Consider the following 15,643-nt stretch of genomic DNA (forward strand, 5'->3'; position numbering starts at 1 on the left):
GCAAGCGCGTCGCTTTGCCCCGGCGTTACGCTGGATCACTGCCGGGATCCGGGGCAGTCTGCCGCCAACGGAAATTCCAAGAAGGAGGGCGCCGAGATGGCACGGGTATCGGTAGAGATCGAAGACCATATTGCACGGGTGACATTGACCCGCGGTGACAAGATGAACGCGCTGGACAGCCAGATGATCGAAGAGATCATTGCCGCTGGCGAAAGCCTGATGGACAGCAAGGCGCGGGTGGTTGTGCTCTCGGGCGAGGGCAAGGCGTTCTGCGCCGGCCTTGATCTGATGAGCTTTGCCCAGATGGGGATGAAAGACCCGACAGAGTGGCTGATGAGCCGCTCTCATGGCGATGCCAATCAGGTGCAGCAGGTGGCAATGGTCTGGCGTCGCCTGCCGATGCCGGTGATTGCGGCGATCAATGGCGTGGCCTTTGGCGGCGGTCTGCAACTGGCGCTGGGGGCCGATATCCGCATTGCTGCGCCCGATGCGCGGTTTTCAGTGATGGAGATGAAATGGGGGATCGTGCCGGATATGGGCGGCATGGTGCTCTTGCCGCGGCTGCTGCGCTCCGATGTGCTGCGGCGGCTGACCTATACGGCGGAGAAAGTGTCGGCGCCGCAGGCGCTGGACTGGGGGCTGGTCACCGAGCTGGCCGAGGATCCCATCGCCCGCGCCCATGAACTGGCGTCATTGATCGCTGGGCAAAGCCCCGCCGCCATCCGCGCGGCAAAAACGCTGATCGAGACGGCCGAGGCCAGCGCGGATCGCGCCGAGGTGCTGCTGGAGGAATCCCGTGTTCAGGTCGGTCTGATCGGCAAGCCTGAGCAGATGGAAGTGGTCGCCGCCCAGATGCAGAACCGCGCGCCCAAATTCGACTGAGGCCGACGTCAGCCAGTCAGTGCAATGAAAGAGAGCCGCGCCGGGATCTGACCGGCGCGGCTCTTTACCTTGGTGTCTGTCCCCGACAGGGGCGGCGTGATCGTCAGATCGAGGCGCGGTAGATCTTGTCGATGTTGGAGCCAAGCGCTGCGTTGTAGTCGCTGTCGCTCATCGCGACATTCAGACCTTCGGTCAGGGCGCGGCTGAAGGAGGCGATCATCGTGCTGTTCTTGGCCAGCTTTTCGCAGGCGTCATCGGTGGTGTAGCCGCCGGACAGCGCAACAACGCGCACCACATTGGCATGGGCGGCGAGATCGTCATAGAGACCGGCCTCGGTCGGGATGGTCAGTTTCAGCGCCACTTTGGTATCGGCGGGCAGGGCGTTCAGCTCGTCCAGAATCGCAGCCTTCAGCAGGGTTTCCGCCTCGGCTTTGGTGGCGGAGTTGATGTCCACTTCGGGTTCGATGATCGGCAGCAGACCGGCAGCGGCAATCTGGCGGCCGACGATGAACTGCTGGCCGACGACGTTCTTGATGCCGGTGGCATTGGCGCCCTTGATCACCGAGCGCATCTTGGTGCCGAAAATCCCGGCCTGTACCGCGCGCGACAGCAGCTGATCAAGATCGGGCATCGGTTTCATGGTCTGGGCGTCGTCCGCCTCATCCGCGAGGCCCTTGTCGACCTTGAGGAAAGGTACAACGCCGCAGTTGTCCCACAGGTAGGCGGGCACCGGGAGGCCGTCGATTTCGGCATCCATGGTTTTTTCAAACAGGATCGCGCCGAGGATCTTTTCGCTGTTGAAATCCGGTGCGGTGATGATGCGGGCACGCATTTTCTGGATTTCGCCGAACATCTCGTCGTCATTGCGGTAGGCGTCTTCGGTCACGCCATAAAGCGCCAGCGCCTTCGGGGTTGACCCGCCGGACTGATCGAGCGCCGCAATGAAGCCCTTGCCGTTTGCGATGCGATCGAGCTGAGCAGTCTGGGTCGAGGTTTCTTGCGCCATAGGTCGGGTCTCCACGAAAAGGGATTGTCTGTCTGGCATCGTCTATACCGCGCCTGCGGCAGGAAACAACTATCTGTATCAAGTGGTTGCGCTAACGCCTCCGCTAACAGTGACGCGACCGGGCGGCGGTTCGGCGAAACATCGCAGGCAGGCATATCCGTCAGGCGTTCGCACGCAAAAAAGGCAGACCGGGGTGGTCTGCCTTTTGGTGTGTTTCAGTCAGGCCCGATGCGTCGGGCGCTGTGCCGGTCAGACCAGCCGCGAGGCTTCCTTGGCGGCGCGGACGAAATCGTCAAACAGCGGGTGCGGCTCAAACGGTTTCGACTTCAGCTCGGGGTGGAACTGTACGCCGATGAACCACGGGTGATCCGTCCATTCGACGATTTCCGGCAGGCGACCATCCGGCGACATGCCGGAGAATTTCAGGCCACAGGCTTCCAGCTGCTCGCGGTATTTGGTGTCCACCTCATAGCGGTGACGGTGGCGTTCCTCGATCCGGGTGGTGCCATAGACCTCGGCCACCTTGGAGCCTTCGGCCAGCGTGGCGTTGTAGGAGCCCAGACGCATGGTGCCGCCCTTGTCGTCATCGACCTTGCGCGCCACGGTGTGGTTGCCCTGCACCCATTCCTTCAGGTGATAGACCACCGGTTCAAAGCGTTTCTTGCCTGCCTCATGGTCGAATTCCTCGGAGCCTGCCTCCGCGATGCCCGCGACATTGCGCGCAGCCTCGATGACGGCCATCTGCATACCCAGACAGATGCCGAGATAGGGCAGCTTGTGCTCGCGCGCATATTGCGCGGCCTTGATCTTGCCCTCGGTGCCGCGCTCGCCAAAGCCGCCGGGCACCAGAATGGCGTTATAGCCTTGCAGGTAGGGGGCGGCGTCTTCCTTGTCGAACAGCTCGGCATCGACCCATTCGATCTTTACCTTCACGCGGTTGGACATGCCGCCATGGGTCAGCGCCTCGGCGATGGATTTATAGGCGTCTTCCAGCTGGGTGTATTTGCCGACGATGGCGATTTTGACCTCGCCTTCGGGGTTGTAGATGCGATCGGCCACATCTTCCCAGCGGGTCAGATTGGGTTTCGGGGCCGGCGCAATGCCAAAGGCATCCAGAACCGCCTGATCGAGACCTTCGCGGTGATAGGCCAGCGGGGCCTCGTAGATGGATTTCAGATCCTGCGCGGCAATCACGCTGTCGGCGCGCACATTGCAGAACAGCGCCAGTTTTTCGCGTTCCTTGTGCGGGATCGGCCCTTCGGAGCGGCAAACCAGGATATCCGGTGCCAGACCGATGGAGCGCAGCTCCTTCACCGAGTGCTGGGTCGGCTTGGTTTTCAGCTCGCCGGAGGCCTTGATATAGGGCAGGAGGGTCAGGTGCATGAAGATACACTGGCCACGCGCCTTGTCATTGGCGAACTGGCGGATCGCTTCAAAGAAGGGCAGCCCCTCAATGTCGCCGACGGTGCCGCCGATTTCGCAGAGCATGAAATCAACCTCATCTTCACCGATGGAGATGAAGTCTTTGATTTCATTGGTCACATGCGGAATGACCTGAATGGTCTTGCCGAGGTAGTCGCCGCGACGTTCCTTTTCCAGCACGTTGGAATAGATCCGGCCCGAGGAGACCGAGTCGGTCTTGCGGGCGGCCACGCCGGTGAAACGTTCGTAGTGACCGAGGTCGAGATCGGTTTCGGCACCGTCGTCGGTGACGAAGACCTCGCCATGTTCGAAGGGGCTCATCGTGCCCGGATCGACGTTCAGATAGGGATCCAGTTTGCGCAGGCGGACGGAATAGCCGCGCGCCTGCAGAAGTGCCCCAAGAGCGGCGGATGCCAGCCCTTTGCCCAGAGATGATACAACACCGCCAGTAATGAAAATGAAACGCGCCATGTCTGTTCGGCTGCCCCCGTGAGAAGTCAGAATTCAGCTGCCCGGCGGTTGCAGAAACCGCAGCATCACGGGGCTTTACATATAAAGGATTCGCGCAAAATGCGCAAGCAAGCCGCAAGATGCTGTTACGGCTGCTTTTGTTCATTCTAAGTGTAGTGGATCCTCGCGAATCCCGCGTCAGACGCTCTGGTCTTGCCGGATCTGCCCGAAGCGCAATTGGCTGTCGGGCCGATCCGAGGGTCCTCCGGGCCGGGTGGCCGGATTAGTCTGCGCTGGGAACCAGCGGTGCATTGTCACCCTGCACCGGCGGCAGCAGGTCGCTGCCCAGCGGGGTGTCGGGTGTGTCGGCAGCGCCTTCTGCGGCAGGCGCCGAGAGGCGATCTGCAACCGAAGAGCCTGCGGATTTCTGTGCTGCCAGAATGGTCAGCGTGATGGATGTGGCGATGAAGGCCACGGCCAGGATCCAAGTCACCTTGCTCATCGCGGTGGCTGCTGCACGGCCGGACATAGCCCCGCCACCGCCGCCGCCCATGCCAAGGCCGCCGCCTTCGGAGCGCTGCAAGAGGACAACGGCAATCAGCCCCAGGGCCAGAAGAAGATGGATGATGAGTACGACGTTTTCCATAGGATCCTACGGCGGTTGGCTGAGTATCGGGCGGTAAATAGGGAAGATTGCTCTGAGGGGCAAGGGCTCAGTTTGCCGAAGGGCGGAGAAGGCGGACCTGCGGCGTTTCGGGCGCATCAAATCCGCAGAAAACGGCGCATGAGAGGTCCGGCTGCTGCGGCTGCGCGCGGGCATCACCGCTGGTGATCGGGATCATGACGGATTGTGACTGGACAGCTTTGCGCCGCAGCGGGCAGTCTCGCCCTATGCCTCATGATCACGCAGACGCCCCGCATAGCCTGTTGCCCCCGGACCCCGCCCTGCGTGTCAAGGCGCTGGAGACGGTGCTGACCCGAAAGGGGCTGATTGATCCGGCGGCGCTGGATGAAATTATCGATACCTATCAGAACCGTATCGGCCCGGCCAATGGCGCCCGCGTGGTGGCGCGGGCCTGGGCTGATCCTGAGTTTCGGGCGCGTCTGCTGGCTGATGCCGATCCGGTGCTGGCGGAGCTTGGGTATTATGGCCGTCAGGGTGAACATATGGTGGTGGTCGAGAACACCGCGCAGCAGCATAACATGGTCGTCTGCACCTTATGCAGCTGTTACCCCTGGCCTTTGCTGGGGATCCCGCCGGGCTGGTACAAATCCGACGCCTACCGCGCCCGAGCGGTACGCGAGCCGCGCAAGGTGCTGGCGGAATTCGGCGTGAGCCTGCCCGACGGCACCGCGGTGCGGGTCTGGGATTCCACCGCTGAGGTCCGTTATCTGGTGCTGCCGATGCGGCCTGCGGGCAGTGAGGGGCTGAGCGAGGACGCGCTGGCGGCGCTGGTCAGCCGCGACAGCATGATCGGCACCGGTCTGGCACAGCTGCCCGAGGGGGCAGCGACATGAGCAGGCTGCATGACATGGGCGGGCGATTCGGGGACGGGCCGGTGGTGCCCGAGGCAGAGGATGCCCCGGTCTTTGCCGAAGAGGTCTTTGCCGAAGACTGGCACGCCCGTGCCCTGGCGGTGACGCTGGCCTGCGGCGCGCTGGGGCAGTGGAATATCGACACCTCGCGCCACGCCCGCGAGCGGCTGGCACCGAAGGATTACACGCGGTTTTCCTACTACGAGAAATGGCTGGCCGGTCTGGCGACGCTGTTGGTGGAAAAGGGTGTGCTGAGCCGCGCGGATCTGGCGACAGCCGAGGCAGGGGGGCGTCAGAAAGACGGCACGGGCGCAGAGGCCGTGGCCCCGCATCCGCTCGCTGCCCGTGCGCTGAAGGCATCGGATGTGGCCGCAACCCTCGCCAAGGGCGGGCCGGCGGACCGGCCCTCTGATGTGCCGGTGGTCTTTGCCCCGGGCGATGCGGTGCGCTGTCGCCGCCCCGGTGGCAACCGGCTGGTGGCGGGCGGTCACACCCGATTGCCCGGCTATGCAGTGGGCGCCAGCGGTCGCGTGCTGCGCCTGCATGGGACGCATGTTCTGCCGGACAGTGCCGCACATGGTCTGGGGGAGGCGCCGGAGCCGCTTTATGCGGTGGTGTTCCCGGCGGCCGAGCTGTGGAGCGCGCCGGAGCATCCGCGCGACGAGGTGGTTCTGGACCTGTGGCAAAGCTATCTGGAGCCGGCATGAGCACAACTGACACGTCGGTGGCAGAGCGCCCGGAACCGGCCTTTGAACAGCCGTGGCATGCGCAGGTCTTTGCGCTGACGGTGCATCTGAACGAAAGCGGGGCGTTGTCCTGGGGCGACTGGGTGACGCGGTTTTCTGCCAGCCTGCGCCGCCATGGGCTGGAGCGCGATCTGAACGGGGGCGAGGATTACTTTGCTGTCTGGCTGGAGACGCTGGAGATGTTTCTGGCAGAGACAGGCCGGGTGGCCCCTGCCGATGCCGAGGGGATGCGCGCCCGCTGGGAGGCGGCCTATCTGTCGACGCCACATGGCATGCCGGTTGAGCTGCCTGCGGATTAGTCGGGCGAGTGGCCGGAAATATCGTCTGCGGAGGGCCGGGCGCAGCTGCACCGGTTCGGGGCGCCACCGCCACGGCTGATGGTGCGGCGCGGGGAGATCCGCACCGGGTCTGGGTCGTTCGGACCTGGGTCGTTCGGGCCTGTGTTGTTCGGGTCTGGGTGTCTCTTCTGTCGCTCTCTCGCGTCCCTTCTGTCTCTGTTTCGCCGTCCCAGTCTATCGGTCTGTTTGTCTGTCTCGTCTCGGTTGCGGTCTCGCGCTGTGCCAAAAACAGGGATGGCGGCGCCGCCGGTGGAGGTGGACAGGCCCGGATGGGGCCTGCGCAGGCAGGATATCCTGACACGCCCCCGATGGGATCGGGGCCGGTCTCCTGTGCGTGTGGGTGCGCCGGGCTTAAGTGACCCTGACGCGGGGGATCGATCCGCGTCCAGACTGACATATCCTGATCCCGAAGGGGTGAAGAGGGCGCGCGCTGCGGACGCAACGGCCCTGCGACGGGCGCTCCACGCGCAACAGCGCTGCGCGGCGGCCTGATCGTCCATTTTCGCCACGCAGCAGGGGGCTTTGCCGTGGATTCCCGCGCCTGCGACGAAAAACCGGTTCCCCTGTCTGCGCGGTCTCGTTATACGGAGCGTCGGTTTCAACCAGCATACATGAGGACCTGAGATGGCCAATGTCGTGGTAGTCGGCGCCCAATGGGGTGACGAAGGTAAAGGCAAGATTGTCGATTGGCTCAGCGAACGCGCTGATGTCATTGCGCGTTTTCAAGGCGGCCATAACGCCGGTCATACGCTGGTGATCGACAGCAAGGTCTACAAGCTGCACGCGCTGCCCTCGGGCGTGGTGCGCGGCGGCAAGCTCTCGGTCATTGGCAATGGCGTGGTGCTGGACCCCTGGCATCTGATGAAAGAGATCGAGACCGTGCGCGCCCAGGGCGTGGACATCTCTCCCGAGACGCTGATGATTGCGGAGAACACGCCGCTGATCCTGCCGCTGCATGGCGAGCTGGACCGGGCGCGCGAAGAGGCGGCCTCCAAGGGCACCAAGATCGGCACCACCGGTCGTGGCATCGGCCCGGCCTATGAGGACAAGGTGGGCCGTCGTGCGATCCGTGTCGCGGATCTGGCGGATGAGGCGACCCTGGTCGCGCGTGTTGATCGTGCGTTGCAGCACCATGATCCGCTGCGCAAGGGTCTGGGCATCGAAGCCGTGGATCGCGACGATCTGATCGCGCAGCTGAAAGAGATCGCCAAGGATATCCTGCCCTTTGCCGCGCCGGTGTGGAAAGTGCTGAATGAAAAGCGCAAGGCGGGCAAGCGGATCCTGTTTGAAGGGGCGCAGGGTGCGCTTCTGGATATTGATTTCGGGACCTACCCGTTTGTGACCTCCTCCAACGTGATTGCCGGTCAGGCGGCAACCGGTGTGGGCATTGGTCCGGGCTCCATCGACTATGTGCTGGGCATCGTGAAGGCCTATACCACCCGTGTGGGCGAAGGCCCGTTCCCGACCGAGCTTTTGAAGGAAGACGGCACCCCGGATGCGGATGGCGAGCGTCTGGGCACCCGTGGTCATGAATTCGGCACCACCACCGGCCGTCAGCGCCGCTGTGGCTGGTTTGATGCCTGCCTTGTGCGTCAGACCTGTGCCACTTCCGGCATCACCGGCATTTCGCTGACCAAACTGGACGTATTGGACGGGTTCGAGACGCTGAAGATCTGTGTCGGCTATGAGCTGGACGGCGCGCGTCTGGACTATCTGCCGACCGCAGCCGACCAGCAGGCGCGCTGCACCCCCATCTATGAAGAGATGCCGGGCTGGCACGAGAGCACCGAAGGGGCGCGCAGCTGGAACGACCTGCCTGCCAATGCCATCAAATACGTCAAGCGCGTGGAAGAGCTGATCGACTGCCCGGTTGCGCTTTTGTCCACCAGCCCGGAGCGGGACGACACCATTCTGGTGACCGATCCCTTTGCCGACTGATGTCGGGAGAGGGTGGTCTGAGCTATAAGGCGCGGCGGCGCTGGGCGCTGGTGATCCTGCTGATTGGCATGCCGGTCTATATCGTGCTGGCGGTCAATGTGATCAGCTGGCTGGACCGGCCGTCGCTGCTGGTTGAGCTGATTGTCTATGTGCTGCTGGGTGTCCTGTGGATCCTGCCGTTCAAATTCGTCTTTCGCGGTGTCGGCAAGGCGGATCCGGATGATGCGGATCAGGATCAGGGCTGAGGCGCCGGGATAACAGCCGGCGAGGGGCGCTGCCCCTCTTGACCTGACGGTCAATTCACCCCGGAGTATTTCGGGAAAGATGACAGGTCGGCAGTGTCACGCCGGGCTGGTCTCAATCTAAAAAGGCGGCCTTTGGGGGCCGCCTTTTTTTGTGTCATCTGGGTCGGGGATCAGCCTGCGGCGCGGTTGCCAGGCTGGAAGCCGATCTGGCCGGAGGCGGTGAAGCGGCCATTGTCGGCGCGTTCGATCTTGCCCTCGCGCAGGAGCTGGCCAAAGCTGCGCAGCCCGTCCTCGCGGTTGAAGTCGGTGCCATCGACATCGCGGACCTTGTTCATCAGCTGCGGACGCGAGAAGTGATCGCGGCCTTCGACAAAGCTCATGTAGGCGGCGGCGGCTTCGAGAAGTTCGGCCAGTTCCACGGCGCCGGATTTCGCAGCATAGGCCGCAAAGCCGCCGTCGCTGCCGCTGTTGCGCGGGGCCTCTTCGGCCAGCACGGCGGCGGAGACCCGGCGCGGGCGCACGGGGGCGGCGGCGCTGTCGTCGATGCGCTGTTCCTGCACCAGTTGCAGCGGTGCGGGGCGGCTCGCCGGTTTGGCGGGCCGCTGGTCGGCGGTCTCGCGGGATTCGGGGCGGCGCGGGCGCACCACGCTGGCCAGATCGTCACGGTAGACCTGGGCGTCGTCCTCGGCCTCCAGCGCGCCACCGGCGGAGCGCTCGGTCGAGGCCGCAGCCATGACCGCGCGCAGCTGGCTGTAGGTTTCGCGCGAGGTGGTGTTTTCGGGGTCTTCCAGGCGTTCGTCAGCGGCGGCCATCAGACGGGCGATATCGCTGTCGGCGGTGCTGGTGGCGCCGCGTCGGGAGCCCGGCGCCACGGCGGCGGCGGCCTCTGCGGCGCTGTTGAGCGGTGCGTCAGTGCGAGGCGAGGCGCGCACGGCTGCGGCCGGTGCGGCGCTGTCCTCGTCCTCGTCATCCTCGTCGTCAAAGAAGGCCTCATCATCATCGCTGCCCAGCAGATCGGCCTCGACGGCGGCGAGTTCGGCCAGCAGTTCGGCCTCGTCATCGGGTGAGAGGCTGCTGTGGGTTTCTGGGCGGGTCTCTGGTCGGGCCTCGGATGTTTCGGCGGCCTCGGGCGCCGGGGCGGCGGGTGTCGCCGGAGGGGTATCGGGCACAGTCGCAGCGGCGGTGTCGTCGAGTTTTTCCAGCGTGCCATCGGCCATGGCGCCTTCGATATCGCGGCGCTTGATCCGCAGCACGCGGCCACGTTTGCGGGGCGCGGCGGTTTCGGGCGCGGCTGGGGTCTCGGCGGCGGTCTCGCTCTTTGAGGTTTCTTCCGGGGCGCGCTCGGCCTGCTGGACCTCTGCCTGCTGGACCTCTGCCTTCGCAGGCTGTGGCTGGGCAGTTTCCGACAGGGGCGCGACCCTCTCGTCGAGATCGTCCTCAAGGCTGTCGGCCTCGGTGTCATCCGTGGCGCTGCTGCTGTCGGCGAAGAATTCTTCGGCGCCTTCGGGGACGTTGGGCACGCTGGGTGTGGCAGGAACTGACGGGGTGTTGCCGAGGTCGAGCCGGTTCAGCGCGGCTGCGATGGCGGCGTCATCCTCGTCGTTTTCGTCGAGCTCCTGCGCTGCGATCTGGCCATCTGCGGCGCGCGGAGCGTCGACGGCATCGTGATCGGCGGAGAGCGCGTTGGTGATTTCCTTGACCGCCTCTTCGCGGGCCTGTTCGGCGTGCTGGTCTTCGGTGAACTCATCAACCGGGGTCTTGGCCACAACAGCGCGGATGCGGCGCAGCTTGGCGGCGATGCTTTCGGCGTTGGTCTCGGCATCGGCCGTGGCGGCCGTACCGCTATCGTCTGGGGCATCCTGGGCCGCGAGGGCCGAGGCGGCAGCGGCTCCCGGGGCTGCGGCGATTCTGGCGGCGGCAGAGGTGGGTGCGGTCTGCTGGACCGGCTGCAACTTCACCTCAGCCACAGGCGTCGCCGAGGGCTCTGACAGCGGCGCGCGGGCTTTGGGCGCGCTAGCCGGGGCGGCGCGGGCGGTGGGGTCTGTCGGTTCGGCAGCGCTGACAGGGGCCGGGGCAGCAGGGGCGGCGAGGGCGCCGGTGGCGCGATGCTGCGAGGTCTCTTCGCTGGGCTGCTGGGCAGCGGGGCGGGGCGGTGTTGCGCTCTGCGGCGGTGCGGTCTGTTGCGGCGGCGGCGGCAGGGTGGCGGCGCGCAGGTGGATGCCCTCGGCGCTGGTGCGCGCCTCGACCTGGCGGGCGACCTCACGCTGGGCGATGCGCGCCAGCATTTCGGCGTCCGGCTGCGGCGGTTCGGCCCCGAAGTAGCGGTCATCGGAGGCCAGATCGCGGAAATACTCCGCAATGGCCTTCATCGTGCCGAAAGAATCGTCGAACCCCTCCAATGTGCAGGAAAAAGTCCCGTAGGAGACTGTCAAAACCTTATTGGTCTGTACCATCGGATAGGTGTCCTCGCCAAAGTCAGTGCCGTCTACGTTGACCGCCCAGGGGGTCAAATTGCGCCCGAATCCGTGCAATTGATCGTATCATTTTGTGTCCACATTGTGGTCTGTTTCCTTTTCTGCGAGTAATCCCAGCATGAAAGAGCTGATTGTTGAACGGTTTGAGCCGGTAACCCTGGTCGGGGCGGGCGCGGTGGATCCCGGGGATCTGGAGGCGGCGCTGGCGCTGGCACCGGTGCTGGTGGCGGCGGATGGCGGCGCAGCCCATGCGCTGGCGGCGGGGCATCGGCCGGTCGCCGTCATTGGCGATCTGGATTCGCTGTCGGCGGATGTGCAGGCGCAGCTCGCCCCCGGCACGCTGCACCATGTGGCCGAGCAGACCACGACGGATTTCGACAAGGCGCTGCGCGCGATCACTGCGCCGGTGGTGCTGGGGGTCGGGTTTCTGGGCGGGCGGATTGACCATCAGCTGGCCGGGTTCAATACACTGATGCAGCCACATCCCAGCCCCTGCGTGCTGCTGGGGCCGCAGGAGGTGGTGTTTCATCTGCGCGGCGAGATCGCCCTGCCGCTGGTGGCGGGGGAGGTGGTCTCGCTGTTTCCGATGCAGCGGGTGAGCGGCTGGTCGGAGGGGCTGGAATGGCCCATCGAGGGCTTGCAGCTGGATCCGATGGCGCGGGTCGGGACCTCCAACCGGGCGACGGGGCCGGTTCGGATCCGGGCCGATGGGCCGGGGCTGCTGGTGATCCTGCCACGGGCGCGGCTGGGCGTGGTGGTGGGTGCGCTGGCTGCTGGCTGAGGCTGGCGGGTCAGACGGCCGGCTGTTCCGGCGCGATGGGCGGGTCGCGGGTGAGCAGCGCAGCCCGCTCGGCGGCACTCTTGCGGGATTGGATCTGACGCTCGCGCAGGATCACGAAGAGACCGGCCGCAACGGTGATCACAATCCCTAGGGCGGCAATGCCATTGGGCAGGTCGGCAAAGATCCACCAGCCAAACAGTGCGGCCACCGGAATCTCCAGATATTGCATCGAGGCGAGAGTCGCGGCAGGCGCGTAACGCAGGCTCCAGGTCATCAGCAGATGGGCGGCGGTGCCGAGGCTGCCGATGGCGGCCAGCAGCCCCCATTGTTCGGCGCTTGGCGTCACCAGCGACAGGGCGGGGATGTCCGTGACCTGTCCCAGCAGCAGCACCGGCAGCAGCATGACACAGGCCATGGTGCCGGAGACCGCCTGAAGGCCAACCGGATCGGTGTCCTTGGCGATCTGGCGGGTGACCAGCATGAACAGGGCAAAGACCACGGCGACCATCAGGGGCCAGAGCGCATGCAGGCCAACGGCGGCAAAGCTGGGCTGAATGACCAGAAGCGTGCCGCCAAAACCGACGATGCAGGCCAAGAGGCGCATCATGCCGACCTCTTCGCCAAGTACGTATTTGCCCAGAAGCAGCATGATGAAGGGCATCACAAAGGCGATGGCCACCGCATCCGCAAGCGGCAGGTATTTGAGGCCGGTGAACATCGCGCCGATGCCCGCGATATGCAGCAGCGTGCGCAGGAAGGTAAGCCAGAGCACGCGGCCCCGCATCCGCCACAGGCGCCCTGTGGCCCAGATCAGCGGCACCAGCAGCAGGACCTGCGCGGCAAAGCGGACAAACAGCAGCTGCCCCAAGGGGATATGAGCGCCCAGCAGTTTGGCCACCGCGTCACCCAAGGGGGCGACGATACAGAAGCCGAGCATGAGCAGGATGCCTAGTGAGGGGCGGTCATGAGTCATAACGCCACGCTAGGCGTGGTGGCGGGGGGATGCAAGTAGGGGTTGAACCCGGCTGCGAAACCCCTGCGTGGACCGGGCCGCTATGGGCCCGATCCTGTGGGATTATGGTTCAGCAGTTCGGCACGTTCACGGCGAGGCCGCCGAGGGAGGTTTCCTTGTATTTGTCGTGCATGTCGGCGCCGGTCTGGCGCATGGTCTCGATACAGGCGTCCAGCGGCACGAAGTGCTGGCCGTCGCCGCGCAGGGCCAGCGACGCGGCGGAGACCGCCTTGATCGCCGCCAGACCGTTGCGCTCGATGCAGGGGACCTGGACCAGGCCTTTGACCGGATCGCAGGTCATCCCGAGGTGATGCTCCAGCGCGATCTCGGCGGCGTTTTCCACCTGTTCGGGCGTGCCGCCCATCACCGCACAGAGACCTGCGGCCGACATCGCGGCGGCGGAGCCAACCTCTGCCTGGCAGCCGGCCTCGGCGCCGGAAATGGACGCGTTGTATTTGACCAGCCCGGCAATGGCGGCGGCGGTCAGCAGGAAATCCTCAACATGGGATTCGGACGCGCCCGGTACGTGGTCGAGATAGTAGCGGATCACCGCCGGCAGGGTGCCTGCGGCGCCATTGGTGGGGGCGGTCACGACCTGACCGCCGGCGGCGTTTTCCTCGTTCACCGCCATCGCATAGACGCTCATCCAGTCATTGATGGTGTGCGGCGCGTTGATGTTCATGCCGCGTTCAGCCAGCAGCGCATCGTGAATGCCCTTGGCGCGGCGGCGCACCTTGAGGCCGCCGGGCAGGATGCCGTCGCGCTCCAGTCCGCGGTTGATACAGTCGTTCATCACCTGCCAGATGCGGGCGGTGCCTTTGGTAAGGCTCTCTTCGCAGCCGCGCGCGATTTCGTTGGCGCGTTTCATCTGGGCGATGGATTTGCCGCTGGCCTTGGCCATCTCCAGCATTTCGGCTGCGGATTTGAACGGGTAGGGGACGGGATCGCCTTCGTCGGTGGCCTTGCCTGCGGTCAGCTCTTCCTCGGTGAGGACAAAGCCGCCGCCAATGGAGTAGTAGACCTGTTTCAGGATCACGTCGCCCTGGGCATCGGTGGCCATCAGGATCATGCCGTTGGCGTGGCCCGGCAGGGCGTGATCATAATCGAAGATCATGTCGGCCTTGGGGTCGAAATGCAGCGCGCCCAGACCCTCGGGGTGCATTTTATGGGTCTTGTCCAGCTCCGCCAGAAAGGCCTCGGCTTTGGCGTCGTCATAGTCATGAGCGACAAAACCGCCAAGCCCGAGGATGGTGGCGCGGTCGGTGGCATGGCCGACACCGGTGAAGGCAAGCGAGCCATGCAGCGAGGCGCGCAGCCCGTGAAAGTCGAAGGGCGAGGCGCGCATCAGGTCCAGAAACTTCGCGGCGGCCACCATCGGCCCCATCGTGTGAGAGGAGGACGGGCCAATGCCCACTTTGAACATGTCGAAGACGGAGAGAAACATTAGGTCGCTGATCCTTCTGGCGGCTGCGCGAGATGTGGCTGTGTAAACGGGGTCGGGCCAAGGCCTTCGGCCCCGGCGGCAGAAACTGTGCTGGCGCGGGTCTCAAGCCGGGAGAGCAGCCGGGCGAGGTCCGGGGTGTCGCTCAGCCGGAACCAGCTGCGGTCGCTGTTGCGCGGATAGAGCGCCATCCAGCGCATCATACAGGCCAGATAGAGCGCAAGTGCGCTGGGACCGGCGCGATCATCGCTGGCGGAGGGACCGATGAACAGGGTCGGCACGGTTGCGCAGGCGGCGTCCAGATTGCGCAGATGCGTCGCGATGCGGACCTTTAGCATGGCCTGAAGCCGGCGCTGGTCGTCCGGCGCCGCACCGATGTATTTTTCAGGATAGAACAACATGCGCAGATCGGCATGAAGCGTCTTGGAGGCATGAAACAGCCACTTCAGGAAGGCGGCGCGCTGCGGGCTGTCGGGGGCGGGCACCAGCGCGGTCTCGGGGTGTGTGTCGCCCAGCCACAGCAGGATGGCGGCGGTTTCAAAGATCGCACCGTCGGGGGTCTCCAGCACCGGGATCAGCCCGGTGGGGTTGAGCGCACGATAGGCAGCGCCATTCTGCGCACCGGCGCGGCGGTCGACCAGCGCGGTGTCATAGCTGAGGCCCATCTCTTCCAGCGCCAGCCGGATCACCAGCGAGGCATTGTCGGGGGCGTAATGCAGGCGATACTTGTCCATCGTGGAACCATTCTAAGATCTCCGCCGCCATGGGTAACGCCCGTTTCCGACGTTTCCAATAGGAAACACGCAGTTTGCGCAGAAGCTGGCACAGGTGGCGGCGCGAATGATGCGCCGGACGGTTGAATTCCCGATATCCGTGATCCTACTGTGCGGCGCAATATGCGGAATTGGCTGCAAGGATAAACAGGTGAGAGCGGATGTCGCGCCCTTCTTTTGATGACCTGACAGAGGCCCAGAAACTGCGGTTCGGCAATGGGGTTGGCCCCTATTGGCTGCCGGATCGCCTGCGGGCGCTGATTACCGACACCGCAAGCTGGTTTTTCTGCGATGCCAGCTGGCGGCACCATGATTTCGGCTATGCGGTGGGCGGTGATCGCTGGGACCGGGCGCGCTGCGACTGGAAGTTCTTTGTCGCGATGCTGCATGACGCGGTGACACAGCGCTGGCCCCTGGCGCTGGTGACGGTGCCGGCGGCCCTGCTGTTGAGTGTGCTGTTCTATCTGGCGGTGCGGATCGGCGGGCAGTTCGGATCCTTCGACTACCGGGAGGATTACGCGACGCTTGCCGAGATCCTGAGCACATCGCGCTGACCTGCCGCGATTATCTGGCCAAATATCCTGCCGGGTATCGTGCCC

Annotated in this window: 15 protein-coding genes; 8 read left to right on the forward strand and 7 right to left on the reverse strand. The window is 64.8% G+C overall.

Translation table 11 applies throughout. The features are described 5' to 3' along the window. Positions 1-96 precede the first annotated feature (96 nt). Complete coding sequence (locus tag VWZ85_RS20120; protein ID WP_416541261.1) at positions 97-882, forward strand: crotonase/enoyl-CoA hydratase family protein; 786 nt, start codon at positions 97-99, stop codon at positions 880-882. Positions 883-985: 103 nt separating this feature from the next. Here VWZ85_RS20120 and VWZ85_RS20125 read toward each other — a convergent pair whose 3' ends face one another. The 3 genes from VWZ85_RS20125 to secG all read right to left on the reverse strand — a co-directional run bounded on the left by VWZ85_RS20125 (position 986) and on the right by secG (position 4,406). Then, positions 986-1,888 (reverse strand): fructose bisphosphate aldolase, encoded by a 903-nt coding sequence (locus tag VWZ85_RS20125; protein WP_416589479.1) that lies wholly within the window; start codon positions 1,886-1,888, stop codon positions 986-988. Positions 1,889-2,137: 249 nt separating this feature from the next. Next, the gene (locus VWZ85_RS20130; RefSeq protein ID WP_340546144.1) at positions 2,138-3,781 is read right to left on the reverse strand and encodes a CTP synthase; all 1,644 of its coding nucleotides are present in this window, start codon (positions 3,779-3,781) and stop codon (positions 2,138-2,140) included. Between the two features lie 262 nt (positions 3,782-4,043). Then, positions 4,044-4,406, reverse strand: coding sequence for a preprotein translocase subunit SecG (gene secG, locus VWZ85_RS20135; RefSeq protein ID WP_340546143.1), 363 nt, complete (start codon positions 4,404-4,406; stop codon positions 4,044-4,046). 245 nt (positions 4,407-4,651) lie between these two features. Here secG and nthA point away from each other — a divergent pair, with 245 nt between their 5' ends. The 5 genes from nthA (at position 4,652) to VWZ85_RS20160 (ending at position 8,563) form a co-directional block, all read left to right on the forward strand. Then, positions 4,652-5,278 (forward strand): nitrile hydratase subunit alpha, encoded by a 627-nt coding sequence (gene nthA / locus VWZ85_RS20140; RefSeq protein WP_416535047.1) that lies wholly within the window; start codon positions 4,652-4,654, stop codon positions 5,276-5,278. Next, positions 5,275-6,003 carry a nitrile hydratase subunit beta gene (gene nthB, locus VWZ85_RS20145; protein WP_416589480.1) on the forward strand — a complete coding sequence of 243 codons (729 nt, stop codon included), beginning with the start codon at positions 5,275-5,277 and terminating at the stop codon, positions 6,001-6,003. Before nthA ends, nthB begins: the two co-directional genes overlap by 4 nt. Then, a complete protein-coding gene (locus tag VWZ85_RS20150; protein WP_416589481.1) occupies positions 6,000-6,341 on the forward strand; it encodes a nitrile hydratase accessory protein in 342 nt (113 codons plus the stop codon). The genes nthB and VWZ85_RS20150 overlap by 4 nt, the downstream gene beginning before the upstream one ends. A gap of 663 nt (positions 6,342-7,004) precedes the next feature. After that, positions 7,005-8,318, forward strand: a complete 1,314-nt coding sequence (locus VWZ85_RS20155; RefSeq protein WP_416589482.1) for an adenylosuccinate synthase — start codon at positions 7,005-7,007, stop codon at positions 8,316-8,318. Continuing rightward, positions 8,318-8,563, forward strand: a complete 246-nt coding sequence (locus VWZ85_RS20160) for a DUF2842 domain-containing protein (protein ID WP_340546138.1) — start codon at positions 8,318-8,320, stop codon at positions 8,561-8,563. Before VWZ85_RS20155 ends, VWZ85_RS20160 begins: the two co-directional genes overlap by 1 nt. A gap of 170 nt (positions 8,564-8,733) precedes the next feature. Here VWZ85_RS20160 and VWZ85_RS20165 read toward each other — a convergent pair whose 3' ends face one another. Continuing rightward, complete coding sequence (locus VWZ85_RS20165; protein ID WP_416589483.1) at positions 8,734-11,016, reverse strand: chemotaxis protein CheA; 2,283 nt, start codon at positions 11,014-11,016, stop codon at positions 8,734-8,736. 139 nt (positions 11,017-11,155) lie between these two features. On the opposite strand from VWZ85_RS20165, the gene VWZ85_RS20170 reads away from it, so the two are divergent. Continuing rightward, a complete protein-coding gene (locus VWZ85_RS20170) occupies positions 11,156-11,818 on the forward strand; it encodes a thiamine diphosphokinase (protein ID WP_416589484.1) in 663 nt (220 codons plus the stop codon). 10 nt (positions 11,819-11,828) lie between these two features. Here the strand turns inward: VWZ85_RS20170 and VWZ85_RS20175 are convergent, their stop codons facing one another. The 3 genes from VWZ85_RS20175 to VWZ85_RS20185 all read right to left on the reverse strand — a co-directional run bounded on the left by VWZ85_RS20175 (position 11,829) and on the right by VWZ85_RS20185 (position 15,005). Continuing rightward, complete coding sequence (locus VWZ85_RS20175; protein WP_340546135.1) at positions 11,829-12,791, reverse strand: DMT family transporter; 963 nt, start codon at positions 12,789-12,791, stop codon at positions 11,829-11,831. A 109-nt stretch (positions 12,792-12,900) separates the two neighbouring features. Continuing rightward, a complete protein-coding gene (locus tag VWZ85_RS20180; protein ID WP_416589485.1) occupies positions 12,901-14,274 on the reverse strand; it encodes an L-serine ammonia-lyase in 1,374 nt (457 codons plus the stop codon). Beyond that, positions 14,274-15,005 carry a glutathione S-transferase family protein gene (locus tag VWZ85_RS20185; protein WP_416589486.1) on the reverse strand — a complete coding sequence of 244 codons (732 nt, stop codon included), beginning with the start codon at positions 15,003-15,005 and terminating at the stop codon, positions 14,274-14,276. Before VWZ85_RS20185 ends, VWZ85_RS20180 begins: the two co-directional genes overlap by 1 nt. Positions 15,006-15,205: 200 nt before the next feature. Here VWZ85_RS20185 and VWZ85_RS20190 point away from each other — a divergent pair, with 200 nt between their 5' ends. Then, positions 15,206-15,598, forward strand: coding sequence for a hypothetical protein (locus VWZ85_RS20190; protein WP_416546449.1), 393 nt, complete (start codon positions 15,206-15,208; stop codon positions 15,596-15,598). Positions 15,599-15,643 lie beyond the last annotated feature (45 nt).

This window comes from Phaeobacter sp. JH20_29 (genome assembly GCF_048056175.1).
GTDB classification, from domain to species: Bacteria; Pseudomonadota; Alphaproteobacteria; order Rhodobacterales; family Rhodobacteraceae; genus Phaeobacter; species Phaeobacter bryozoorum.

What these genes read in the sequence shown, in the direction of transcription:
- VWZ85_RS20190 (WP_416546449.1), top strand. Translation starts at nt 15,206, where the DNA reads ATGTCGCGCCCTTCTTTTGATGACCTGACAGAGGCCCAGAAACTGCGG.
- VWZ85_RS20155 (WP_416589482.1), top strand. Translation starts at nt 7,005, where the DNA reads ATGGCCAATGTCGTGGTAGTCGGCGCCCAATGGGGTGACGAAGGTAAA.
- VWZ85_RS20180 (WP_416589485.1), bottom strand. Translation starts at nt 14,274, where the DNA reads ATGTTTCTCTCCGTCTTCGACATGTTCAAAGTGGGCATTGGCCCGTCC.
- nthA (WP_416535047.1), top strand. Translation starts at nt 4,652, where the DNA reads ATGCCTCATGATCACGCAGACGCCCCGCATAGCCTGTTGCCCCCGGAC.
- VWZ85_RS20165 (WP_416589483.1), bottom strand. Translation starts at nt 11,016, where the DNA reads ATGGTACAGACCAATAAGGTTTTGACAGTCTCCTACGGGACTTTTTCC.
- VWZ85_RS20160 (WP_340546138.1), top strand. Translation starts at nt 8,318, where the DNA reads ATGTCGGGAGAGGGTGGTCTGAGCTATAAGGCGCGGCGGCGCTGGGCG.
- VWZ85_RS20130 (WP_340546144.1), bottom strand. Translation starts at nt 3,781, where the DNA reads ATGGCGCGTTTCATTTTCATTACTGGCGGTGTTGTATCATCTCTGGGC.
- nthB (WP_416589480.1), top strand. Translation starts at nt 5,275, where the DNA reads ATGAGCAGGCTGCATGACATGGGCGGGCGATTCGGGGACGGGCCGGTG.
- VWZ85_RS20120 (WP_416541261.1), top strand. Translation starts at nt 97, where the DNA reads ATGGCACGGGTATCGGTAGAGATCGAAGACCATATTGCACGGGTGACA.
- VWZ85_RS20170 (WP_416589484.1), top strand. Translation starts at nt 11,156, where the DNA reads ATGAAAGAGCTGATTGTTGAACGGTTTGAGCCGGTAACCCTGGTCGGG.
- VWZ85_RS20125 (WP_416589479.1), bottom strand. Translation starts at nt 1,888, where the DNA reads ATGGCGCAAGAAACCTCGACCCAGACTGCTCAGCTCGATCGCATCGCA.
- secG (WP_340546143.1), bottom strand. Translation starts at nt 4,406, where the DNA reads ATGGAAAACGTCGTACTCATCATCCATCTTCTTCTGGCCCTGGGGCTG.
- VWZ85_RS20185 (WP_416589486.1), bottom strand. Translation starts at nt 15,005, where the DNA reads ATGGACAAGTATCGCCTGCATTACGCCCCCGACAATGCCTCGCTGGTG.
- VWZ85_RS20150 (WP_416589481.1), top strand. Translation starts at nt 6,000, where the DNA reads ATGAGCACAACTGACACGTCGGTGGCAGAGCGCCCGGAACCGGCCTTT.
- VWZ85_RS20175 (WP_340546135.1), bottom strand. Translation starts at nt 12,791, where the DNA reads ATGACTCATGACCGCCCCTCACTAGGCATCCTGCTCATGCTCGGCTTC.